The organism is Sphaerisporangium album, assembly GCF_003323745.1.
Lineage (GTDB): Bacteria > Actinomycetota > Actinomycetes > Streptosporangiales > Streptosporangiaceae > Sphaerisporangium > Sphaerisporangium album.
In genome coordinates, this window is sequence record NZ_QOIL01000009.1 from 1 (window position 1) to 23,067 (window position 23,067).

The following is a 23,067-nucleotide window of genomic DNA, read 5'->3' on the forward strand; positions in this document are numbered from 1 at the left end:
GTTGGTGAAGTTGAACTGGCCCCGGTTGGGCTCGGTGGCGTCGATCTTCATCTCGTTCTCGGCCGTCACCATGTCGAACTCGCGGCCGGCGATCGTGGTGTACGCCGAGTCGCCGAGCTTGCCGGCGCTGATCGCGGTGCCGAAGTACCGCCCGCTCTGCGCGGCCGCCGCGCCGAGCGTGCTCGCCGCGGCGTCGGACGGAGTGGGGATCGTCAGCGCCGTGATCGTGCCGAGTACGCCGAGGGCGCCGGCGATCAGTACCCGGCGCAGATCGCTGAAGGGTCGCCGGGTTCCGGGCGGGGGTGTGGCATTTTCGCCCATTCCTAAGCCTCCATAACTGAACAACGGAAAGCGGAAACACGGGGACACCCCGCGACTTCGACACCGCGCCCCATTTCCGGGGGTGGCGCACCGCCGGGGCGTCGCGGACGGCGGCCCCCTGCCGCGCACCACCTGCCTGGCGGGAGAACGGCTTGGGGACTCAGTGTGGAAACCTGTCCGAAATGTGTCAAGGCAATCCTGAAACTTTCGGCAACTCCGCTCGTCGCAGCCCGCTCGCCCGTGTTCCAACCTCCGTCCCTGCCTCCTGAAACCTCGCGGCTTCGTCGCACCGGGGCCGGACATGGTCGATGAAAGTTTCAGCACAGCGCCCTCATCGATCAGGTGCGGCGATCCCCGATGACACCAATGGGCCGCCCTCTGCCGAACGCCCCTCGACCATGGGAACGTGACCGTCATGCCAGGGCCGGTGCGGTCCCCAGCGTCGCACCGGCAAAACCGGTTGATCGGGGAGCACCAGGCTTGGAACGTTGAAGCCTGGGGCTTCTCGCGCGTCCCCGTTTCGCGCGACCCCTCAGCGCCTCCGCCCCGTCCGTCGCGCCCATCCGCGCCGACTCGTAAGGAGTGCCCTCGTTCATGCCTTCCGACGGAAATGACGCCGTCCCTGCCCCCAACCCCCCAGAGAAACCCCGTAGCGGCAGAACTCGGTCGCTGCGGCGGCTCACGCCCTACCTGCGCCCCTACGTCCCGCGCCTGATCGTCATCTGGCTCGCCACCATGGCGGGCCTCGCCACCAGCGTCGCGATCCCGCTGGTGGGCAAGGAGATCATCGACGGCCCGGTCGGCCACGGCCGCGGCGACGCGCTCCTCCCCCTGGGGCTGCTCGCGCTGGCCCTCGGCACCACCGAGGCGTTCCTGACCTTCGTACGCCGCTGGACGCAGACCAAGGCGGTGCTCGGGCTGGAGACCGCGATCCGCGACGACCTCTACCGGCACCTGCAGCGGCTGCCGATGAGCTTCCACGGCGACTGGCAGTCGGGCCAGCTGCTGTCCCGCGCGACGACCGACCTGTCCACCATCCGGCGGTTCTCGGGGTTCGGCCTGCTGTTCCTCGTCATGAACATCGTGCAGTTGATCATCGTGATCGTGCTGCTGCTGCGGATGTACTGGCCGCTCGGCCTGCTCATCGTGGCGGCCGCGGTGCCCATCTTCGCCGTGTCGCTGCGGTTCGAGAAGAAGTACCGCCGCATCTCCCGCCAGGTGCAGGACATGCAGGGCGACATCGCCACCTACGTCGAGGAGGCGGCGCTAGGGATCCGTACGATCAAGGCGTTCGGGCGCAGGCCGCACGTGTTCGCCGAGTTCGACGCCGCCGCGCGCAAGGTCCACCTCGTCTCCATGGACAAGGTGCGGCTCGCGTCCCGCTTCTTCACCTTCCTGGAGGTGATCCCCAACGTCACCCTGGCCATGGTGCTCCTGCTCGGCGCGCTGGCCGCCGGTGCGGGCACGTTGACGCTCGGCACCCTGGTGGCCTTCATCACGCTGATGCTCCAGCTCGTGTGGCCGATCGCGTCGCTCGGCTACATCCTGGCGATGGCTCAGGAGGCGATGACCTCCGCCGACCGGGTCGTGGAAGTGCTGGACACCGAGCCGGAGATCGTCGGCGGCACCGAGGTGATCGAGCGGCCGCGCGGGCACCTGCGGTTCGAGGGCGTCGGCTTCCGGTTCCCCGGCGGAGACCGGCCGGTGCTGCGGGACGTCTCGCTGGACGTGCGGCCGGGCGAGACGGTCGCGATCGTCGGGGCCACGGGTTCGGGCAAGACGACGCTGACCGCGCTGGTACCGAGGCTGGCCGACGTCACCGCGGGCCGGGTCACGATCGACGGGCGGGACGTCCGCGACCTGACGCTGCCGGCGCTGCGCTCGATGGTGGCCACGGCCTTCGAGGAGCCGACGCTGTTCTCGATGAGCGTGCGGGAGAACCTCACCCTCGGCCGGGGCGAGGCGACCGAGGAGGAACTGCGCGAGGCCCTCGAAACAGCCCAGGCCACCTTCGCCTACGAACTCCCGTGGGGGCTCGACACCCGGATCGGCGAACAGGGCATGTCGCTGTCGGGCGGTCAGCGGCAGCGGCTCGCACTGGCCCGCGCGGTGCTCAGCAAGCCACGGATCCTCGTGCTGGACGACACCCTTTCCGCCCTCGACGTCGAGACCGAGGCTCTGGTCGAGCGGGCGCTGCGCGGGGTGCTCGCCGACGCGACCGGCCTAATCGTGGCGCACCGCGCGTCCACCGTGCTGCTCGCCGACAAGGTCGCGCTGCTCCGTGACGGCACCATCACGCACCTCGGCGTGCACCAGGAGCTGCTGTCGCGTGTTCCCGAGTACCGGGAGCTCCTGGCGCAGGACGCCGACTTCGACCACGAGGAGGCGCTGCGATGAGCCGGACGGCCACCGATGCGCAGGACGGCGCGCAGGACGGCGCGCGGGCGAACGCGTCCGTCGAACCGGGACGCTGGCGTGGCGTCGCCGCCGAGAAGCAGGACGAACTGCCGGACAAGGTGTCGGTGCTGCTGCGGGCGCGGTCCCGGCGGCTGCTCGGCGACCTGCTGCGCCCGCACCGGCGGGCCATCGCCCTGCTGATCGCGGTCATCGTGGTCTCGAACGCGGCCGGCCTCGCGATCCCGTACCTGGTGAAGGTCGGCATCGACGCCGGGATCCCCCCGATGCTGCGGCACGAGGGCACGGGGACGTTGCTCGCGTCCGTCGCGGCGATCCTGGCCGCGGCACTCACCCAGGCGTTCACCCGTCGGGCGTTCCTCCAGATATCCGGGCGGATCGGGCAGGACATCCTGCTGGAGCTGCGCCGCCGCGTCTTCGACCACTTCCAGCGCCTGTCGCCGGCGTTCCACGAGCGGTACACCTCGGGGCGGGTCATCGCCCGGCTCACCTCAGACATCGACGCGATCGCCGAGATGCTGCAGTCGGGGTTCGACAGCATCGTCACCGCCGTCCTCACCATGTTCGGCACCGCGGTCCTGCTCCTGGTGCTGGACGTTCCGCTCGGCGCGGTCGCGCTGGTGCCGCTGCCGATCCTGTTGCTGTTCACCCGGTGGTTCCGGCGTGAGTCGAGCATCGTCTACCGGCGGACCCGCGAGGCGGTGGCGCTGGTCATCGTCCATTTCGTCGAGTCGATGACCGGGATCAGGGCGGTCCAGGCGTTCCGCAGGGAGCCGCGCAACCAGGAGATCTTCCAGGAGCTCAACACCGGCTACCGTGACGCCGGCGCGCGCGGCATGTATCTCGTCGCGGTGTTCATGCCGGGCATCAAGCTGATCGGCAACCTCACGGTCGCGGTGGTCCTGCTGTACGGCGGCTGGCTCGCGCTCCACCACGCGGTCACGGTGGGCGTGCTCGCCGCGTTCCTGCTGTACCTGCGGCAGTTCTACGAGCCGATGCAGGAGATCTCCCAGTTCTACAACACGCTCCAGTCGGCCGGTGCGGCGCTCTCGAACCTCTCCGGCGTGCTGGAGGAGCGGCCCGAGGTGGCCGAGCCCGGCCATCCGGTGCCACTCGCGCGCCCGCGCGGCGCGGTGCGGTTCGAGGCGACCGAGTTCTCCTATCTCGACGGCGTGCCGGTCCTGCCCCGGCTGGATCTGGAGATACCCCCCGGGCAGATCGTCGCGCTGGTCGGCGCGACCGGCGCGGGCAAGACGACGGTGGCGAAGCTGATCGCGCGTTTCTACGACCCGACGGCGGGCCGCGTCCTGCTCGACGGCGTCGATCTGCGCGACCTCGACGATGCCACGCTGCGCCGGGCCGTGGTGATGGTGACCCAGGAGAACTTCCTGTTCACCGGCACGGTGGCGGACAACATCAGGTTCGGCCGCCCGGACGCCACCCCGGCCCAGATCGAGGAGGCGGCCCGGACCATCGGCGCCCACGAGTTCATCGCGGCGCTGCCGGACGGGTACCGGACCCAGGTCGGCAAGCGCGGCGGCCGCATGTCGGCGGGGCAGCGGCAGCTCGTGGCGTTCGCGAGGGTCTTCCTCGCCGACCCGGCCGTGGTGATCCTCGACGAGGCCACGTCCAGTCTCGACGTCCCCAGCGAACGACTCGTCCAGCGCGCCCTGCGCACCGTCCTGACCGGCCGCACCGCGCTGATCATCGCCCATCGCCTGTCCACCGTCGAGATCGCCGAGCGGGTGCTCGTCATGGACGCCGGCCGCGTCGTCGAGGACGGCCCCCCGGACCGCCTCATCGCCGAGGCCGGCCGCTACGCCGGCCTTCACCGCGCCTGGCTCGACAGCCTGTCGTGAGCGACCTGTACCGGCGGCACGACCGGGACCGGAACAGCCTGATCAAGGGTGAGGTCACACAGGAAAGATCACGACAATCCTTGACGTATCAAATGAACGGTCATTTAATTTCCATATGGGGCGGATCGCAGGCGTCACCGCCGCCGAGACGCGCAAGCGGCTGTTGCACGCGGCCGCCGAGGTCTTCGCGCAGCGGGGATACGACGGCACGCGTGTGACCGACATCGCGTCGGCCGCCAAGGTGAGCAACGGCGCGCTGTACGCGCACTTCGCCTCCAAGGCGGGGTTGCTCGTGGCCGCGCTGCGCGCGCACGGGCCGAGGCTGCTGGCCGACCTGCTGGCCGCCGACCCGCACCGGCCGGTCATCGATCTGCTGGTCGCCGCGGGCCGCCGGCTCCCGCACCGGCGCGCGGCCACCAGCTCTCTGATCGTCGAGGCGCTCGTCACGGCCCGTCGTGACGAGGACGTCGCCGGGCCGATGCGGGACTACGTCGGCGAACGCGCGGACCGGCTCGCCGAGCTCGTGCGCGTCGCCCAGAGCCGCGGCGAACTGGATCCCGCGCTGTCTCCGGGCGCGCTGGCCCACTTCTGCCTGCTGCTCGCGATGGGCGGCGCGCTCGTCACACCCGACCTGCACGCGGTCGACGACGAGGAGTGGACCATGTTGCTCACGCGTGTCGGCGCCGCCTTCGCCCCTGCCGACACCACAGCACAGAGGGAGGCGCCGGAGTGAGAGTCACGATCAACCCCGAGCGATGCCAGGGACACGGCCGCTGCTACGACCTGGCCCCCGGCCTGTTCGGCGAGGACGACGAGGGTTACGGGCGGGTTCTCGGCGACGGCGTCGTGCCGCCGGGCGAGGAGCAGACCGCGCGCCTGGCCGTGTCCAACTGCCCGGAAAGAGCGATCGAGATCCACCAGGAGGCGTGACATGGCCGTCGAGGACCGCTTCAGCCGGGACTTCCGGGAGACGCTCAGCGACCGCCCCCTCGGGACGCGCAACGAGGTCATCACCGGCCCGGTCTCGGACTGGGCGACCGACTTCTCCCACACCGAGCCGGAGTGGGCCGCCGATCCGTACCCGATCCAGGACGACCTGCGGCAGCGCTGCCCGATCGCGCACACCGACCGGTTCGGGGGCGGCTGGCTGCCGACGCGGTACGAGGACGTCTCGGCCATCGCCTACGACACCGAGCGCTTCTCGTCACGCGCGATCATCATGAGCAACTTCCGGCCGCCCCGGGAGCTGGCGCCGATCGGCGGCGCCCCGCCGATCTCCTCGGACCCGCCGTTCCACCACGACGCGCGCAAGCTGCTGCTGCCCGCGTTCACCAAGTCCGCGGTCGCCCGGCGGGAGCAGGCGACGCGCGCGTTCTGCCACTCGCTCATCGACGCGATGGAGGGACAGGACGTCGTCGACGCGGCCCACGACTACGCCCAGCACATCCCGGTGCGGGTCATCGCCGACATGCTCGGGTTCCCCCCTGAGGACGGGCCGCGGTTCCGCGAGTTCGTCGAGAACGCGCTGGAAGGCGTCAACCGGCCGCCGGACGAGCGTATCCAGCGGATGGAAACGCTGTTCGACTACCTGTACGCGCAGATCCGCGACCACGTCGACAACCCGCGCGACGACCTGACGACGTACCTCATGAACGCCGAGATCTACGGCCGGAAGCTGGAACCGTCCCACGTGGCCGGCACCATGTCCCTGCTGCTCATCGCCGGCATCGACACCACGTGGAGCGCGATCGGCGCGTCGTTGTGGCACCTGGCGAAGACGCCGGCGGACCGCGAGCGGCTGGTCGCCGAACCCGGGCTGCTGCCGACGGCGATGGAGGAGCTGCTCCGGGTCTACGCGCCGGTCACGATGGCACGGCTGGTCAAGGAGGACATGCACTGGCGGGGCGTCGACATGAAGGCCGACGACTGGATCCTTCTGTCGTTCCCTGCGGCCAACCGCGACCCGGCGCAGTTCGACCGGGCGGGCGAGGTCGTCATCGACCGGGAGGTCAACAGGCACGCGGCGTTCGGCCTGGGCATCCACCGCTGCGTGGGTTCCCACCTGGCGCGCATGGAGCTCCGGGTGGCCCTGGAGGTCTGGCTGGAGCGGATTCCGGCTTTCAGCCTGGAAGACCCGTCGGCCGTGACCTGGGCCCCCGGTCAGGTCCGCGGGCCGCGCACGCTCCCGATCCGCATCCGCTGAAACGGGGAACCCTTGCCCGGCAGGGTTCCATCCAGCCGGGCGATACCGTGCCGCGCGAACTGAGCGTGGGGGCCGGCACGCTCAGGTCCGTGACACAACCGAACCGAAGGCGGTGTCGCCTCGCACCTTCGCGGCCGGCAGCAGGTTCCGCCGCCACGAAGACAGCCGAGGCCGCGGGTCAGATCGCCCCCTGAGCGGCGCCGTGGCCGGTCAGGCCCGCCAGCCATCGGCCCAGCTCGGCGTCCCAGTCGGTGCCCAGCGCCTCCTCGTGGCCGACCTGGAAGCGGGCGCCGGCGTCGGCGGGCAACTGTCCGGCGACGTGCTCGACGGCGTCCAGGATGATCAGCAGCCCGGCGGGGTCCGCCACGAAGGTGAGGTCCACCTCGTCAACGACCTCGGCGAGCCGGGGCGGCGGGGCGAACGCGATCACCTGGTAGAACGGCAGTTCCTGGCTCACCCCGAAGTTGTAGCCGAGTTCCAGCTCGGCCGCCTGGACCTGGAAGCCCAGGCTCAGGAGCGCCTCCAGAACGCGCATCTGGGAGGGCAGGGGCTCGACGGCGAGCGGGTCCAGATCGCCCTTGTCGACCGCCTTGGCGATGGCCAGCTCGGTACGCACGCCGAGCGCCATCTCGGCGAGCCGCCCGCCGCGGACCTCGCTGATGGGGCTCTCCCACGGCATCTCGATCTCGAAGGGGACCGCCAGCTCCTCGCCGGCGCGCAAGGTGAAGGGGCCCGAGACCTGGACGCGGAGGAACTCGTCGTCGTCAGGCCGCGGCACGTCATCCTCGGGCACGACCTGCGCATGGGCCACCAGGCCCAGGGTGATGTGCTCGATGTGGGCGTCGAAGTCACCGCCCTTGAGCCGCACGTCACCGGCCAGCACCCCTCCCGGCTCGACCCGAGGGCCGGAGAGAACGGTGTCCACCGACGGGGCGCCGACACCGAACGCGCCCAGGATCCGTTTGAAGACCACGACTACTCCCATCGCATCACGCTCTGAGGCCCCCCGCGCCGGCGATCCGTGCGCGGGGGCGGCTCCGGTCAGTACCAGGTCATGCCACGTTCAACCGGTACATACCCGCGGGGCGTCGTGGTGGCCCGCCTTCCGTACCCCTGGGCCTTCCCGGCGCAGAGCGCGGGCGTGCGAGGGCGGCCTTGACGCGTTCGGCGCCTTCTCCGTGGTGGGCAGCGCGCTAGGAGCTCCGTCGCGCCGGGCGTCCATGACGCCGGACTGAGGGCTCGCATCCGCTCACCCAAGGTAATCGTCATCGCCTGTCCTGGGGGATCTACGGGTTGACCACATTGACTCGACACGGAGAGCAACAGGTCAACTCTGCCACGGTAACCGGACGGCTGTTTGCACGGCCCTCGAACTCCCGCTACCCACAAGCCCCGAGTCTCAGATCGGAAAACTGGAGCGTTAAGTCGCGTTCGTAGGATCGTTTGCGGAACATCCACCGGCCCCAGCCAAAATGACGAACGTATGAACACCAAGTCGATCACGATCACTGTGGACACCGATCTCCACGACTACCTGCGACGCGAGGTCGAAACCGGACGCGTCCAGGCGGTCTCGACCTTCTTCAACTCGGTAGCCCAGCGAGCGTGCGCCTGGACCTACAAGCGACCGTCCGCCTCGGCTGACTATGCGGCGGAACCTTTTGGAGAGTTGGTCCTTGACGCGGTAAGGGCACGGAGGTCGCGGGCGGCAGGGAGGGCGGCGGCCTTCTCGGGCAGGCTGTCCAGGATCTCATCCGCCAGTCTGCGGCGAGCGGCCGTGACGGGAAGCGGGCTCACGATGTCGAGCGCATGCCCAAGCCCTTCATTGACATCGCGATCCTGCACCAGAGTCCAGGCCTGTAGGAGCCGCACATTGGCCCTTCCTCCCACTTTCTCGCGCGGGCACGCCGCGAGAGCCTGTTCGACCAATGGCATGGCTTGTTCGGTGTCTCCAAGCTTGATGAGTACGTACGCCTCTGCAAACTGAACAGTGTCCAGCGATTGGCCCCAGACAGAGATCCGGTCACGGGTCACGGCGGGCGGTAGCCGCTCGAAGGTGTGCTCAAGAGCACCGAGCGCGTCGCGAGCCTGCTCGGCCTGTCCTACGGTCGCGTGCATACGACTACTGATCTTCAGGGCCTCTGTCAGCCCCAGGCTCGGTCTGCCATTCGCCAAACGAAGGGCGTCCTCAACGAGGTCGCCCGCAGCCGGCCCGGCCCGGTGTAGGTAGAAGGATTCCGATGCCTCTTCGGCTCGCACCCATACCTGGAGATCACGATCACCGGACGCATCGGCGGCCGAGCGTGCGGCACGCCAGGAACGCCAGCACATCCGAACGGCGCCGTGCGACAGATCCATGGCCATGAAAGCCGCCAATTGCGCGTAAACCCGCAGTAGAGCGGCGCGCTCCGGTCCCTCCATCGTCCGGGACAGACGCTGCTCCAGAGCCCGGATGTCGCCCGCGAGGTCGGTGATGCGCGAACCCGGTGGTTCAGTCCAAACGCCTTGCGCGTAATCCCAGGCGACCTGTTCCCAATCTTCCACACTGTTCTCGGCCGCTACGCCTATGGCCTGCCGCAGACCGGCATGTAGGGCATCGATAGCCGAAGCCGGGACGTTAACACCGGCACCGAACATCGCCAGGAGCTGAAGAAGGGTACGGCGTTCCACGGCGACCTCATCACATGCTGAGGGAAAGGAATCCGAATCAACTGTACCCGCCCTAAAACGGTCAAGCTCTATTGCGATGGCATGCAGTGCCGCAATCTGGCCACATGCCCCAAGGGCATCATCAATGCCCTTGACGTGATCGGCATGCGGGCGAGCCAGACCACGCTCCCACCTCGAAAGCTCCCCTTGATCGACAAATGCGGCTTTTGCCAATTCTCGCTGCGTAAGATCGCGAACGTCCTCACGCCAATGACGCAGTGTGGCGCCGAGCAGATGCCAGGGTGATTCATCCACTTTGATCGGATCGCTCGCACGCGGCATTAAGGACTCCCGGGTGATGGGTTGATGGAGGCCAAGCCCCCATCAATGTTTTCGTTGGACGCGCCCCGAAGCTCCTCCACTATGACATCGACAACCAAACAAAATCCCCGTAAACAGCGGACCCGCCCGGCGCTCACAACACCGGACGGGTCCCGATCGGACAGTGGAGGTCCGACCGTGAGGAAGCCTAGAGTCATCCGCATTCGCTGGGGAGCGGAAGCGCCGCCGTTGCCGCTCGGGTGTCGTTGGTGCGGGCACCCGCCCTACGCGCACGACGCCTCCAGCCTGCCCCACCGCCGTCACCACCAGTGGGAGCAGCCGACTCCGGCGCAGATGCGCGCCCGGCTGGACGCCCGGCGTCGCCTGGGGCTGGGCGTGTCGCTCCCGGCGGCGGCCCCCGTACGTCCGCTGAAGCTCCAGCCACCTATGGCACCTCGTCCCGGCAGGCACGCGCGCCCCCTGCCGGTCCCGGCTTCGTCCGGTGGACGCCGCTCCCCCGACCGGGTCCCGCCCGGCCCACGTGGGCCGTATCAGCGCGAGCCGTGCGGCACCCCGGCGTACTGGTCTGAGGAGGCGGCGTGAGCCGGGAAGCGGGGCGGCACCGTATCGGGGGGCCGGTCGTCCGGGTGGAGCCTCGGCGGTGGGATCTGGCCAAGCAGGCGGCGGCCTGCCAGGTCGACCAGATGGAACCCGCCTGGTTCGTCATGTACGGGGTCGGCATCCGCAGATTCGTCGCCATCGCCGTCTGGAACGCGCCGTCGCCCTTGCGAGTCGAAGCCGCCACGGTGGAAGAACTCCGGGAGCTGATGCGCGAGGCCGAGCTGGGTCCACTGGCAGGGCTCAACCGGGGATGGGCGTGGGTGGCATGACGACCCCGGACCAGAACACGCCCGAACCAGCCAAGGCCGCAGAGTCCCTTAGCCCTGATATCCGTGATCCGTACGGCTTCGGGCCGGGTGCGTGGATCTCGGTGGGCGGCTACTTCCCGCCCACCACCGGGCAACGCACGCGGGAACGGCCGGAGAGCGCGGGCGACACGCTCGACCTCGACCGGCCATACGATGACCGGCCGAACAGTGACCGGCCGAACCCCCACGGAGCGCAGACCGGCCGGCCGAACACCGATCCAGCGCACACCGACCCACTGCGCACCGGTCGGCCGGACGCCGGCCGGTTCCGCGCCCGGCAGTTGTACGCCGTGGCGCTGGTCACCGGCTCCCTCGCCGAGCATGCCGTGCCGTGGCCCGGCGCCGTCCCTCGGAGCGAGGCCGCCGCCGCGTGCGGCGTCCTCGCGACCGTCGCGGACATCGCCAGGTCGCGGGTCATCTGGATGCCGGGCGTGCGGATGTGCCAGGACTGTGCCGTGGTCGTCACCGGCCGCGCGAGCCGGGACGGACAATCATGACCCCACTCAAACCGACGGAGGGCTCAGCGGGCCACGGGTTTCATGTGATGGAGCCGGACTCCAGCTCGGCGCCGATCGACTGGCAACCCGCGACGCAGGCCGAGGACCGGCGGCGCGTGCTGCGCTGGACCTGTGAGTGCAGGCCAGTGGTGTACTACCTGATCACGGCGGGCGGCCAGGGCTACATCGAGCGCACGGACCCCGGCCACACGACCGTCCAGAGCCCTCGCCTGCGGTACGCGCAGATCGCCGACCTGTGGGAACAGCTCCTCCTCGGACGTGCCCGATGATGGCCCGCCGCCGCGACACCACCTGGCATGCGGAGTTCCTGCGCCTGGTGAAAGCCGGACTGACGTTCAAAGCCGCCGTGGAAAAGCTGGGCGTGAGCCCGGCCACTCTCAACAAGCACTTCCACGCCGATCGGACGTTCCACGGCAAGGCCAGAGCCCACCGCGCTCGCCGCCTGCACGGCCCCCCTCCTGACACCAGCTGGCATCCCCGACTCCCCCCACTGCTCGCCGCCGGCCTGTCCACCCGTCAAGCAGCCAGCCAATTACACGAAAGCCCTATAACCGTAAGAAACCACCTGGACCGCTTCCCCGAACTGCGTAACGCCGTCGACACCGCGCTCTTGCACGCACACCCCGCCGAGCCACCTCCACCAGATACCACGCGGGACGGCCCCCGGGCCGCCTTATGAGATCGCCGTCAGGTTGAGCAACGGCTTCTCCAGGGACTCGGCGAGGCCGGGATCCGTGGCGTGCAGTTCGCGGATCAGGGCTCGGGTGGCCGCCTTGAGAGCGCGGGTGAGCTCGGGCGGGTCCAGGGAGTGGACGAGGGCCGCGCCCTTCGCGCCTTGGGGTAGCGCACATCACCCGCGATCGACACGATCAAGATCGTCAAAATGACTACCGGGAGAACCGCGAAATGACTACCAGACCTCTGGCAAACTGCCTACCAGGGCGACCGCGAAATTAAGGTTTGCGAGGTCAGCGGCATGTCAGACCAGATCCCACGACAGTTGAGAGCTCGGATCGAGCGCGCGCTCAGCGCGTACCGTGTTGTCATCGTCGGTGGTCCCCGCCAGGTCGGCAAGACGACGTTGGCCAAAGAACTGTTGTCCGCCAAGGGGACCTTCAGACAGTTGGACAAGGACGAGACGCTGGCAGCGGCGATCGTCGACCCTCTGGGCTTCGCCACAGTGGGCACTCCTCCCAGAGGCAAGTCCGCAGCCTCCGGTCAGGCGCCCTTGCCCTTCTTAGCGGGCTCGATGCCGTTCTCCCCGGCGATCTTGCGCACGTACGCGTCCATGAATGGCGAGTGCGCCACCACGTCCGGTCGGGCGTTTGCCAGCCTTCAGCGCGGCCACCACGTCGGCGATGACGGCCGTACGGGAGGTACATCAGGGCTCATCACGATCCGCAGTGATTGATTAGCCAGGCGGCGCCGGCATCTTTTTCTTGATCTCGTCGAGCTCCTTCTTGACCTTCTCGAGCACCTCCACGCCGTCATGCAGGTTCCGCACGCCATGAAAGGTGACGTCGTAGTAGATCGAAAGGTCGATGTTGTAGGTCATGGTCTCGACGCGGCCACCAGTCCATTCGGCGTCCACGGTGGCCGCGTACTGCATCGGAAGCTGGGCATCATGGCGTTCAGGCGTCTGGTCGAAGAGCAGCTCGATACGACGTCCGGGGGGCATATGAGAGATGCCCTCGGTGAAGATTCGAGAGTTGCGCAGCACATGCTGGTGAGGATTCCTCTCCGCTGCTCGCTCAATCGGCGGTTCGAACGCGATGCGTACGTTGCGAGCGACCGTGGGGCCTATGTTCTCGATCACTAGAATGAACACCTTGATGGCGTGTGGTGATGGAACGATGTCGACTACAACGTGGGGTTCCTGTTGCTCTCGGCGGATCGCCACCTCGAGTTCGAGCTGCCGCGAGGCGACATCTAGTTGGTCTTTCCCAACGGCGACCTGCTCCTTGGCGGCGTCGGCTTGCGTTCCCGCGAACCGTGCCGAGTCCGCAGCCATGTCCGCCTGCCGGCTGGCCTTCCACGCCGCCCACAGGGCAACTCCCACAGCAACCACCGTGACGATCGTTGTGACGATGTCGGTCCACGCAGGTCCACCCGGGTCTGGTGACATAACCCCTCCTTACGATCGATGACCGGCCGATCGCCGATCGTAAGGGGTGCAGAGGGGGCATACAGCCAGTTGCAGGATTTCGTCACCCGGTCAGGAAGAGGGCGAGAGCGAGAGCCCGGCGATGAGGAACGGCTCAGCCCAGGCCCGGGGAGGCGGGCGCGGTGGAGCCCAGGCCCAGCGAGGCGGGGGCGGTGGAGCCGCGGACGACCAGTTCGGTGGCGAGCTCGACGTGGTGGGAGTCGACCCGCTCCCCGGCCGCCAGGCGCAGCGCCGTGCGCACCGCGACGCCGCCCATCTCGCGCAGCGGCTGGCGCACGGTGGTCAGCGGGGGCGAGGCCATGCGGGCGACCTGCGTGTCGTCGAAGCCCACGATGCTGAGGTCCTCCGGCACGCGTAACCCCCGCGCCCGCGCGGCCTCCATGACGCCGAGCGCGATCTCGTCGCAGCCCGCGAAGATGGCCGTGGGCACCTCCGGCAGGTCGAACAGGGCCGCGCCGCCCGCCACGCCGTCCTGGTAGTGGAAGTGCCCCGTCCGCACGTGGCCAGGAGGAACGGGGGCGCCCGCGGCCTCCATGGCGGCGCGGTAGCCGTGCATCCGGGCCTGGTTGCAGGCGGCGGTGGCCGGGCCGCCGAGGTAGGCGATGCGCCGGTGCCCGAGCGCGAGCAGGTGCTGTGTCGCGGCCAGGCCCCCGGCGAAGTTCGTCGAGCCGACGCTGGTGACCTCGGCCTGCGGGAGGTTCAGCGGGTCGATCACGACCAGGGGAAGCTGCGCGCGGGACAGGGCGGCGAGCTGCCCCGCGGTCAGGTCGCCCGTGACGGCGATCAGCGCCCGCCGCCCGGCCGTGACGAGGCCGCGCGCCCACGCTCCCGAGCGGTCGGCGTTCGTCCGGATGCTCACCACGATCGCCGCGTCCAGCTCGGCCCCGGCCCGCACCGCGCCCTGGACGATCTCGGTCGAGTACGCGTTCAGGTCGGCGTCGAGCTCGATCTCGACCGTGTCGAGCGCGGCCCCCTCCCCCCGGCGCTGCGCCGACGCGACGTAGTTGTGCTGCCGCAGCAACGACTCGACGAGGGAGCGGGTGGCCGCGGAGACGTCGCTGCGGCCGTTGAGCACCTTCGACACGGTCGCGACCGACACGCCCGCCGAGGCCGCGACCGTGGCCAGGGTGGCCCGTCTACGACTCGCCGGCATCTGATCCCCCCCGGTGTGCGGCGCCCGAGCCCGGCGCCGGTTCCACGTCCACGGGCGTGACCAGCCGCCGGCCGCGGCCGACGTGGCGCAGGGGGCCGGTCAATCGTACGCGGCCCCGGCACGGCAGGTTCGACGCCGACGTGCCCGCGAACACCTCGATGTCCCCCGGCTCGACGACGCGCCGCAGGTCGCGCCCCGTGAACGCCGTGCGGTCGGCCGAGACGGTGAACGTCACCCGCGCGCTCGCGCCGGGCTCCAGCCGGACCCGGGTGAAACCGGCGAGCTGGAGCACCGGCCGGGTGACCTGGGCGAGCACGTCGTGCAGGTAGAGCTGGACGACCTCCTCGCCCGCCCGGCCGCCGGTGTTGCGCACGCGCACGGACACGGTGAACTCGCCGTCGGTGGGCACCTCGGCGTCACCGACATGCAGGTCGCCGACCTCGAAGGTGGTGTACGAGGAGCCGTGGCCGAAAGGGAACAGCGGGCTCGGGTCCAGGTTGCTGATGCCGTGGCTGTTGGAGCCGAGCGGCGGTTGCAGGTAGGTGCCCGGCTGCCCGCCGGGGACGCGCGGGACCTGCACCGGCAGCTTCCCGCTGGGCTGCACGCGGCCGGACAGGACTCCGGCGATGGCCGCCCCGCCCTCCTCGCCGGGCATGAACGCCTGGACGAGCGCGGCGGCCCCGCCGGACACCGCGCCGAGCGCGTACGGGCGGCCGGAGACGACGACCACCACGACCGGCGTGCCCGTGGCGGCCAGCTCGGTCAGCAGGTGCTCCTGCACGCCGGGCAGGCGCAGGTCCTCGGCGTCGCAGCCCTCGCCGGAGGTGCCCTGCCCGAACAGCCCGGCCAGGTCGCCGACGACGGCGACGCACAGGTCGGACTCGCGGGCCGCCCGGAGCGCGGCGGCGAAGCCGGAGCGGTCGTCGCCCGACACCTCGCACCCGCGCTCGTGGACCAGCTCGGCGCCGGGCAGCTCGTGCCGCAGCGCGTCGAGCAGGCTGGGCGCGTCCACGCCGAGCCCGAGCCCCGGGTGACGGGGCAGCACGTGGTTGGGGAAGGCGTAGCAGCCCATGAACGTGCGCGGGTCGTCGGCGCACGGCCCGACCACGGCGACCCGGCGCGGCTCAGGACGCCCCTCGCCGAGCAGCGGCAGCGCGGTGCCCGCGTCGAGCAGGATGATCGACCGCTCGGCCAGCTCGCGGGCCAGCGCCCGGTTGTCCGGCGAATCCAGGTCGACGGCCCCCGCCCCGGCCACCGACTTCTCCGGCGTCCAGTCCGGGTCGAGCAGCCCGAGCTCCACCTTCTGCGTGAGTAGGCGGCGGGCGGCCCGGTCCACGAGGGACTCCGGCAGCTCGCCCCGCCGTACGCGCTCGACCAGGTGGCCGCCGTAGCCGAGCGTGTCGGGCAGCTCGACGTCGATGCCCGCGGTCAGGGCCAGCACCCCGGCCTCGTCGGTGTCCGCGGCGACCTGGTGCATCGTCGCGAGGAACGGGACCGCCCAGTAGTCCGACACGACCGTCCCGGTGAACCCCCACTCGTCGCGCAGCAGGTCGGTCAGCAGCCAGGAGTCGGCCCCGGCGGGCACGCCGTCCACGTCGGAGTAGGAGTTCATGACCGACCGCGCGCCGGCCTCGACGATGGCGGTCTCGAAGGTCGGCAGGATCATGTCCATCAGCTCGCGCCGCCCCATGGGCACCGGACCGTGGTTGCGGGCCGCCCGGGAGGCGGAGTACCCGGCGAAGTGCTTGAGCGTGGCGATGATCCCGGCGCTCTGCAGGCCGCGGACGTAGGCCGCGCCGAGCATCGCGACCAGGTACGGGTCTTCGCCCATGGTCTCCTCGACGCGACCCCAGCGGTAGTCGCGCACGACGTCCAGCACCGGCGACAGGCCCTGGTGGACGCCCACGGCGCGCATGTCCCGCCCGATGGCGGCGGCCATGCGCTCCACCAGGTCCGGGTCGAACGTCGCGCCCCAGGCGATGGCCGCCGGGTAGACGGTCGCGCCGTAGGTGGTGAAGCCGGTCAGGCACTCCTCGTGGACGACGGCCGGAATGCCGAGCCGGGAGTTCTTCACCACCTCGGACTGCAGCCGCACGACCTCCGCGGCGCCCTCCGCCGCGGTCACGGGAGCGCTGCCGAACACCCGCGTCAGGTGGCCGAGCCCGTGGCGGATCGCCACGTCGAAGGGCACCGCGCCCGAGGCCGCGAAGACGTCCTGCATCGGGGCGACGTTCAGCTGGCCCGCGGTCTCGTCGGCGGGCTCGTCGTTCTGCTCGAACGGCATGTCGTTGCCGATCCAACGGCTGCCGAGCTGCCCGATTTTCTCTTCCAGGGTCAGCTCCCCGAGGAGGGCGTCGACCCGGTCGGACACGGAGAGTGCCGGGTCCTGCCACGGCCGGAGCTTCTGGTCGGCCGCAGAGGTCGGATCTGTCATCTGCTCTCCTCAAGAAAGAACCTGTTCCGCAACTATCCGAAACATTTCGGTGCTTGGCAGCGGCTTCGCCGACGACCCCGGATCTCGGAAGATCAGCAGCTGAAACCCCTACGCAGCGTACCTTACACGCCCCTCATCAGGCGTTGACGAGAGTCCGAGACCACCCTTGACAGGTACGTAGGGGAAACCTAAATTGGCGTGCCACGCGGCCTGTTTCGAAAATGTTTCGACAATCCGAGCCCGAGGAGGAGCGGACGCGGGGACCGGTAGGTGCTGCTCCACGACCGCCGGCCACCACCTCTGATGTTTCACATGGAGCCGCGACGGCCTCGGCATTCAACATACGGAGATCAGCGTGGAATCCAGGACACCTTCTCGCCGCACCTTCCTCAGTCTCTCCATGGGCATCCCCGTGGGCGCCGCGTTAGCGGCCTGCGGCACCTCCGGCCCGGCCAAGCCCAGCGCGACCGGGAGCGCGGGGGGCGGCGGGGGCGGCGCGGGCAACGCCACCTACTGGTACCTGTCGGTCCAGCCGCAGGAGGGCGTGCGCGCCAGGGCGGTCGAGCGGTTCAACAAGGCCAACCCCGGCGGCCAGATCACCGGGACGGCCTTCCAGAACGACGCGTACAAGACGAAGATCAAGACGGCGATCGGCGCGGGCCAGGCGCCCACCATCATCTGGGGCTGGGGCGGCGGCACGCTGCGCACGTACGTGCAGGCGGGCCAGGTCGAGGACCTCACCTCGTGGTTCGGCGAGAACGCCGCCGTGAAGGACCGGCTGTTCCCGTCCTCCTTCGGCGCGGCGACGATCGACGGCAAGATCTACGCGATGCCGTGCGAGACCGTGCAGCCCATCGTCCTCTACTACAACAAGACGGTCTTCGAGAAGGTCGGCGCGGAGCCCCCGCAGTCCTGGGGCGACATCATGGCCCTGGTCCCCAAGTTCAACGCCGCCGGCATCGCCCCGTTCTCCCTCGGCGGCCAGTCCCGCTGGACGAACATGATGTGGCTGGAGTTCCTCTTCGACCGCATCGGCGGCCCCGAGGTGTTCCAGGCCGTGTTCGACGCCGAGAAGGACGCCTGGAACAACCCCGCCGCCATCGACGGCCTGACCAAGATGCAGGAGCTCATCAAGGCGAACGGCTTCATCAAGGGCTTCTCCTCGATCACGGCCGACTCCAACGCCGACCAGGCGCTGCTGTACACCGGCAAGGCCGCGATGATGCTGCACGGCGGCTGGACGTACGGCGGCATGTCCACCGACGGCGGCGACTTCGTCTCCGGCGGCCACCTCGGCTACATGAACTTCCCGCCGGTCGAGGGCGGCAAGGGCGACCCGAGCAACACCGTCGGCAACCCCGGCCAGTACCTGTCGATCTCCTCCAAGGCGACGCCCGAGCAGAAGGAGATCGCCAAGAAGTTCTTCGCCACCGGTGTGCTCACCGACCAGGAAGCGAAGGAGTGGGCCGACACCGGCGCGGTGCCGATCGTCAAGGGCGCCGACAGCTCGTTCGCCTCCTCCAAGGACGCCGACTTCCTGAAGTTCGTCTACGGCATCGCCAGCAACGCCACGTCGTTCGCCCAGTCCTGGGACCAGGCGCTCAGCCCGACCGCGGCCGAGGTGCTGCTGGACAACATCGCCAAGCTGTTCCAGCTCTCGATCTCGCCGCAGCAGTTCGCGTCGAACATGAACGCGGTCATCGGCAAGTGACCGCGTTCGCGCCCTCCGGCCGCAGGGGGACGCCGCCGACCGCCACGAGAGGCGCCCGCGACGGCGTCCTCCCGTGGCTGGCCGTGCCGGCCCTGGCGGTGTTCGTCGCCTTCGGGGTGATCCCGCTCATCGGGGTCCTGCTCCTCAGCTTCACGTCCTGGGACGGGCTGGGGGAGATCCAGATCTCCGGGCTCACGAGCTGGCGTGCCGTGCTCGCCGACCCCGGCCTGCCGCACGCGCTGTGGGTGACGTTCCTGGTGATGGCCGCCTCGTGGGCGGTGCAGACGCCGGCCAGCATCCTGATCGGGGTGTTCCTGGCCGGGCACCAGCGCTACCGCGCGGTGCTGGCGGTGCTGTACTTCATCCCGCTGCTGCTCAGCTCCGCCGCCATCGCCATCACCTACAAGGCGCTGCTCGACCCGAACTTCGGGCTCGGCGCCGGCCTGCACATCGGGCTCCTCACCCAGGACTGGCTGGGCGAGCCCGTCCTCGCGTTCAGCGTCGTGATCTTCGTGGTGTCGTGGCAGTTCATCCCGTTCCACTCGCTGATCTACCAGGGCGGCGTGCGGCAGATCCCGCGGACCATGTACGAGGCGGCCGAGATCGACGGCGCGGGCCGCGTGCGCAAGTTCTTCAGCATCACGCTGCCGCAGCTCAAGTACACGATCATCACGTCCTCCACCCTCATGGTCGTCGGCTCCCTTACCTTCTTCGACCTGATCTTCGTGCTGACCGCGGGCGGTCCCGGCGACGCGACCCGGGTGCTCGCGCTGGACATGTACAAGCGCGGGTTCCAGGCCAACCTCATGGGGCCGGCCAGCGCCATCGCCGTCATCCTCGTCCTCGTGGGCCTCGCCCTGGCGCTGTTCCTGCGCCGGCTCGGCGGGCGCGACACCGGCGCCAGCCAGTTGGAAGGGGCCTGACCATGGGCGTGACGCACACGACGGGGCTCGACCGGGCCGCCGCGTCCTCCAGGACCCACCGGCGCCCGCCGCGCCCGAGGGGCGAGCGCCCGAACTGGCTGGGTGGCGCCGCGGGCTGGCTGTGGCTGGTGGTCGTGGTCGTGCCGATCTACTGGATCGTCATCACCAGCTTCAAGTCGCAGAGCACCTACTACGCGACCAACCCGCTGGCGCCGCCCGGCGAGCCGACCCTCGCCAACTACAAGCTGGTCATCGAGTCCGACTTCCCGCTGTACTTCCTCAACAGCCTCATCGTCACCGTCGGCGCGGTCGTCCCGGCGGTCGCGTTCGCGTTCATGGCGGCGTACGCCATCGTCCGGGGCCGCGCCGGCCGCTTCCTGCGCGCGGTGAACTCGCTGTTCCTCATGGGCCTGGCCATCCCGTTGCAGGCGACGATCATCCCGATCTACCTGATCATCATCCGGCTGCGCCTCTACGACTCGCTGACGGCGCTGATCCTCCCGTCGATGGCGTTCGCGATCCCGCTGTCGGTGCTGGTCCTGGCCAACTTCATCCGCGACGTGCCCAAGGAGCTGTTCGAGTCGATGCGGCTGGACGGCGCGACCGAGACGATGACGCTCTGGCGCCTGGCCTTTCCGCTGACCCGGCCGGCCGTGGTGACGGTGACGATCTACAACGCGCTGACGATCTGGAACGGGTTCCTGCTGCCGCTGATCCTCACCCAGAGCCCCGAGAAGCGCACGCTGCCGCTCGCGCTGTGGAGCTTCCAGGGGCAGTACAGCGTGAACGTGCCCGCCGTGCTCGCCTCCGTCATGCTGACCACGCTGCCCATCCTGGTCCTGTACGTGCTCGGCCGCCGCCAGTTGCTCAGCGGCCTGACCGCCGGCTTCGGCAAGTGACCCTCAGGACGACGCCGTGCTCGCCAGGGCGGGGAAGGCGGTGGCCGGGCCGTTGACGGTGAGGTGGACGCTGCTGCCCGGATGAGGGGTGCGGGTGCCGGTGACGCGGGCGGTGATGTCCGGGCCGTCCGGCTGGAGCGTCATGGTGACGGTGGCGTCGTGGCCGAAGTAGGTCACCGCGCCGACGGTGGCGGGCACACCGGGGCCGCCGTCGAGGATCTCGATCTGTTCGGGGCGGATCAGCACCTGGGCCCGCCCGTCGGCCGAACCGTCGCGGACCGTCACCGTGCCGAGCGCGCACCGCGCCGTCCGGCCGGTGATGACGGCCGGCAGCAGTACCGCGTCGCCGACGAAACGCGCCACCGCGGGGTCGGCGGGGGTGGCGTACACCGTGCCGGGCGGGCCGACCTGCACCAGGTGGCCCGCGCGCATGACGGCGACCTGGTCGGCGAGCGACAGCGCCTCGTCCTGGTCGTGGGTGACGAGGATCGCCGTCGCGCCCGCGGCGTGCAGCGCCTGCGCGACCGTCCGCCCGGTCGACAGGCGCAGGTTCGCGTCCAGCGAGGAGAACGGCTCGTCGAGCAGGACGATCGAGGGATCCGGGGCCAGCGCCCGGGCGAGCGCGACGCGTTGCTGCTGGCCTCCCGACAGCTCGTGCGGGTACCGGTCGGCGGTGGAGGCGTCCAGCTCCACCAGGTCGAGCAGCTCGGCCAGGCGGTCCCGCGACCGGCGGGCGGCGCGGGGAAGCGCGAAGGTGATGTTGTCGGCGACGCGCAGGTGCGGGAACAGGGCGCCTTCCTGCGGCACGTACCCGATGCGGCGCCGCTGGGGCGGAACGGCCGTGTGCGGCTCGGACACCAGCCGGTCGCCGAAGCGGATCGTACCGGCGTCGGGCGTGGTGAAGCCGGCGACGAGGCGCAGCAGCGTCGTCTTTCCGCAGCCGGACGGACCCAGGATCGCGGTCAGGCTGCGCGCGGGCACGTCGAGGTCGACGCCCGCCAGCGCGGCCACCGCGCCGAAGTTCTTGGTGAGCCCGCGGATGGTCAGGCCTGTCATGTGGACCTCCTCGCGGTCGCGGTGAGCAGGTAGGTGGCCGGCGCAGAGATCAGCACCATGAGCACGGCGTACGGGGCGGCGGCGCCGTAGTCCACGTCGCGGACCTCGCTCCAGAACTGGGTGGCCAGCGTGTGCGTGCCCGTGGGCGACAGCAGCAGGGTGGCGGTCAGTTCGGTGACGACCGCCAGGAACACCAGCGCCGCGCCTGCGGCGACGCCCGGCGCCACCAGCGGCAGGGTCACCCGGCGCAGCGTCGCGACCGTGCCGGCGCCCAGCGAGTGCGCGACGTCGTCGAGGACCGGCTGCGCCTGGGCGATGGCCGCGCGGACGCTCACCAGCGCCCGCGGCAGGAACATGATCATGTACGCGGCGAGCAGCAGCCCCGTGGTCTGGTACGCCGGTTGGACGAAGCGGATGGACACCGTGATCAGCGCCAGCGCGACCACGATGCCGGGCAGGGAGTTGCCGATGTAGGTGCTGCGCTCCAGCGTGCTGGCGACCCGGCCGCGGTGGCGGACCGCCAGCCACGCCACCGGCAGCGCGCACGCCGTCGTGACCAGCGCGGCCATCACGCCGAGCCCCAGCGCCGTACCCGTCGTCCGCAGCAGGGTCTCGATCGGGAACGCGGTCGAGGCGCCGACCCACAGCCAGTGCGCCAGGCTGGCCAGCGGGACGCCGAGCGCGAGCGCGACGACGCCGAGCACGGCGAGCAGCGCGGGCGCCGACCACAGGCCGAGGCGGGCCGGCGGGGCGATCCGGGCGGCGCCCGAGCCGAGGCGGGCGTACCGGCGGCGGCCCCGCAGCCGCAGCTCGGCGAACAGCAGCACCGCGCAGCACGCCACCAGCACGCCGGCCAGCATGTTGGCGGCCTGGGCGTCGTAGGCGGAGCGGTACTGGTCGTAGATCGCCGTGGTGAACGTCGGGAAGCGCAGCATCTGCAGGGCGCCGAACTCGGCCAGCAGGTGCAGCCCGACGAGCAGCGCACCGCCGAGCACGGCCGGGCGAAGCTGCGGCAGCACGACGCGGGCGAAGACGGCCCACGAGCCGAGCCCCAGCGAGCGAGCGGTCTCCTCCAGCGCCGGGTCCAGGCCCCGCAGGGTCGCGGCCACGGGCAGGTACACCAGGGGATAGTAGGCCAGGGTCACGATGAGCAGGGCGCCGCCGTAGCCCTCGACCGCGCCGGTGACGGAGACCCAGCCGAAGCTCGTCACGAACGCGGGGACCGCCAGCGGCGCGGCGAGCAGTACGTGCCAGACCTTGCGGCCCGGCAGGTCGGTGCGGTGCACCAGCCATGCCGCGGCCGAGCCGAGCACGGCGCACAGGAGCATGCAGCCCAGCGTGAGCTCGGTGGTGTTGACGAGCAGCTCGCCCACGCGCGGGCGCACGATCAGCCGCCACGCCTCGTCCCAGCCGACGCTCACGGCGTAGCCGACGACGAACAGCAGCGGGACGGCGGTGACGAGGGCGACGGCCCCGCACACGGCGAGCAGGAGCGGAGGGTACGCCCCGTCT

The 23,067-nt window shown here is 70.2% G+C and carries 21 protein-coding genes; 13 read left to right on the plus strand and 8 right to left on the minus strand.

All coding sequences use genetic code 11. The features are described from left to right. A partial coding sequence (locus DQ384_RS16915) for an endo-1,4-beta-xylanase (protein ID WP_147268804.1) occupies window positions 1–321 on the minus strand: 321 nt, incomplete at its 3' end. Window positions 322–915: 594 nt separating this feature from the next. Between DQ384_RS16915 and DQ384_RS16920 the strand changes: the two genes are divergently transcribed. The 5 genes from DQ384_RS16920 (at window position 916) to DQ384_RS16940 (ending at window position 6,798) form a co-directional block, all read left to right on the plus strand. After that, window positions 916–2,718, plus strand: coding sequence for an ABC transporter ATP-binding protein (locus DQ384_RS16920; protein ID WP_114029801.1), 1,803 nt, complete (start codon window positions 916–918; stop codon window positions 2,716–2,718). Next, window positions 2,715–4,595, plus strand: a complete 1,881-nt coding sequence (locus DQ384_RS16925; RefSeq protein ID WP_114029802.1) for an ABC transporter ATP-binding protein — start codon at window positions 2,715–2,717, stop codon at window positions 4,593–4,595. Before DQ384_RS16920 ends, DQ384_RS16925 begins: the two co-directional genes overlap by 4 nt. Window positions 4,596–4,710: 115 nt before the next feature. Further along, complete coding sequence (locus tag DQ384_RS16930) at window positions 4,711–5,328, plus strand: TetR family transcriptional regulator (protein WP_114029803.1); 618 nt, start codon at window positions 4,711–4,713, stop codon at window positions 5,326–5,328. Further along, window positions 5,325–5,525, plus strand: a complete 201-nt coding sequence (locus DQ384_RS16935; RefSeq protein ID WP_114029804.1) for a ferredoxin — start codon at window positions 5,325–5,327, stop codon at window positions 5,523–5,525. Before DQ384_RS16930 ends, DQ384_RS16935 begins: the two co-directional genes overlap by 4 nt. A gap of 1 nt (window position 5,526) precedes the next feature. Then, on the plus strand, window positions 5,527–6,798 hold the full coding sequence (locus tag DQ384_RS16940; RefSeq protein WP_114029805.1) for a cytochrome P450: 1,272 nt from the start codon (window positions 5,527–5,529) through the stop codon (window positions 6,796–6,798). Between the two features lie 178 nt (window positions 6,799–6,976). Here DQ384_RS16940 and DQ384_RS16945 read toward each other — a convergent pair whose 3' ends face one another. Both DQ384_RS16945 and DQ384_RS16950 read right to left on the minus strand, forming a co-directional pair. After that, window positions 6,977–7,783, minus strand: coding sequence for a sporulation protein (locus tag DQ384_RS16945; RefSeq protein WP_245966546.1), 807 nt, complete (start codon window positions 7,781–7,783; stop codon window positions 6,977–6,979). 659 nt (window positions 7,784–8,442) lie between these two features. Next, window positions 8,443–9,789 carry a helix-turn-helix domain-containing protein gene (locus DQ384_RS16950; RefSeq protein WP_114029807.1) on the minus strand — a complete coding sequence of 449 codons (1,347 nt, stop codon included), beginning with the start codon at window positions 9,787–9,789 and terminating at the stop codon, window positions 8,443–8,445. Window positions 9,790–10,367: 578 nt separating this feature from the next. Between DQ384_RS16950 and DQ384_RS16960 the strand changes: the two genes are divergently transcribed. The 5 genes from DQ384_RS16960 to DQ384_RS16975 all read left to right on the plus strand — a co-directional run bounded on the left by DQ384_RS16960 (window position 10,368) and on the right by DQ384_RS16975 (window position 12,626). After that, window positions 10,368–10,658: a hypothetical protein gene (locus DQ384_RS16960; protein WP_114029809.1), complete on the plus strand. Its 291-nt coding sequence runs from the start codon at window positions 10,368–10,370 to the stop codon at window positions 10,656–10,658. Beyond that, entirely contained in the window at window positions 10,655–11,194 is a 540-nt protein-coding gene (locus DQ384_RS16965; RefSeq protein WP_147268805.1) for a hypothetical protein, read from the plus strand. Before DQ384_RS16960 ends, DQ384_RS16965 begins: the two co-directional genes overlap by 4 nt. Window positions 11,195–11,241: 47 nt before the next feature. Then, a complete protein-coding gene (locus tag DQ384_RS16970) occupies window positions 11,242–11,484 on the plus strand; it encodes a hypothetical protein (protein WP_114029811.1) in 243 nt (80 codons plus the stop codon). Then, window positions 11,481–11,894, plus strand: a complete 414-nt coding sequence (locus DQ384_RS42210) for a response regulator transcription factor (protein WP_147268806.1) — start codon at window positions 11,481–11,483, stop codon at window positions 11,892–11,894. Before DQ384_RS16970 ends, DQ384_RS42210 begins: the two co-directional genes overlap by 4 nt. 297 nt (window positions 11,895–12,191) lie before the next feature. Continuing rightward, a complete protein-coding gene (locus DQ384_RS16975; RefSeq protein ID WP_114029812.1) occupies window positions 12,192–12,626 on the plus strand; it encodes a hypothetical protein in 435 nt (144 codons plus the stop codon). Here the strand turns inward: DQ384_RS16975 and DQ384_RS16980 are convergent, their stop codons facing one another. The 3 genes from DQ384_RS16980 to DQ384_RS16990 all read right to left on the minus strand — a co-directional run bounded on the left by DQ384_RS16980 (window position 12,627) and on the right by DQ384_RS16990 (window position 16,966). Beyond that, complete coding sequence (locus DQ384_RS16980) at window positions 12,627–13,340, minus strand: COG1361 family protein (RefSeq protein WP_147268807.1); 714 nt, start codon at window positions 13,338–13,340, stop codon at window positions 12,627–12,629. It abuts the gene before it with no gap. A 133-nt stretch (window positions 13,341–13,473) separates the two neighbouring features. Further along, window positions 13,474–14,532, minus strand: coding sequence for a LacI family DNA-binding transcriptional regulator (locus DQ384_RS16985; RefSeq protein WP_114029814.1), 1,059 nt, complete (start codon window positions 14,530–14,532; stop codon window positions 13,474–13,476). Further along, window positions 14,516–16,966 (minus strand): glycoside hydrolase family 3 N-terminal domain-containing protein, encoded by a 2,451-nt coding sequence (locus tag DQ384_RS16990; protein ID WP_114029815.1) that lies wholly within the window; start codon window positions 16,964–16,966, stop codon window positions 14,516–14,518. The genes DQ384_RS16985 and DQ384_RS16990 overlap by 17 nt, the downstream gene beginning before the upstream one ends. Window positions 16,967–17,321: 355 nt before the next feature. Between DQ384_RS16990 and DQ384_RS16995 the strand changes: the two genes are divergently transcribed. Genes DQ384_RS16995 through DQ384_RS17005 form a run of 3 tightly spaced genes read left to right on the plus strand, consistent with a single transcriptional unit; the run spans window position 17,322 to window position 20,499 of the window. Continuing rightward, window positions 17,322–18,677 (plus strand): extracellular solute-binding protein, encoded by a 1,356-nt coding sequence (locus DQ384_RS16995; protein WP_245966547.1) that lies wholly within the window; start codon window positions 17,322–17,324, stop codon window positions 18,675–18,677. Continuing rightward, window positions 18,674–19,600: a carbohydrate ABC transporter permease gene (locus tag DQ384_RS17000; protein WP_245966548.1), complete on the plus strand. Its 927-nt coding sequence runs from the start codon at window positions 18,674–18,676 to the stop codon at window positions 19,598–19,600. Before DQ384_RS16995 ends, DQ384_RS17000 begins: the two co-directional genes overlap by 4 nt. Before the next feature lie 2 nt (window positions 19,601–19,602). Next, the gene (locus DQ384_RS17005) at window positions 19,603–20,499 is read left to right on the plus strand and encodes a carbohydrate ABC transporter permease (RefSeq protein WP_114029817.1); all 897 of its coding nucleotides are present in this window, start codon (window positions 19,603–19,605) and stop codon (window positions 20,497–20,499) included. Between the two features lie 3 nt (window positions 20,500–20,502). On the opposite strand, the gene DQ384_RS17010 is transcribed toward DQ384_RS17005, so the two are convergent. Both DQ384_RS17010 and DQ384_RS17015 read right to left on the minus strand, forming a co-directional pair. Beyond that, entirely contained in the window at window positions 20,503–21,555 is a 1,053-nt protein-coding gene (locus DQ384_RS17010; RefSeq protein ID WP_114029818.1) for an ABC transporter ATP-binding protein, read from the minus strand. Then, a complete protein-coding gene (locus DQ384_RS17015) occupies window positions 21,552–23,036 on the minus strand; it encodes an ABC transporter permease (RefSeq protein ID WP_220182988.1) in 1,485 nt (494 codons plus the stop codon). The genes DQ384_RS17010 and DQ384_RS17015 overlap by 4 nt, the downstream gene beginning before the upstream one ends. Window positions 23,037–23,067: the final 31 nt, after the last annotated feature.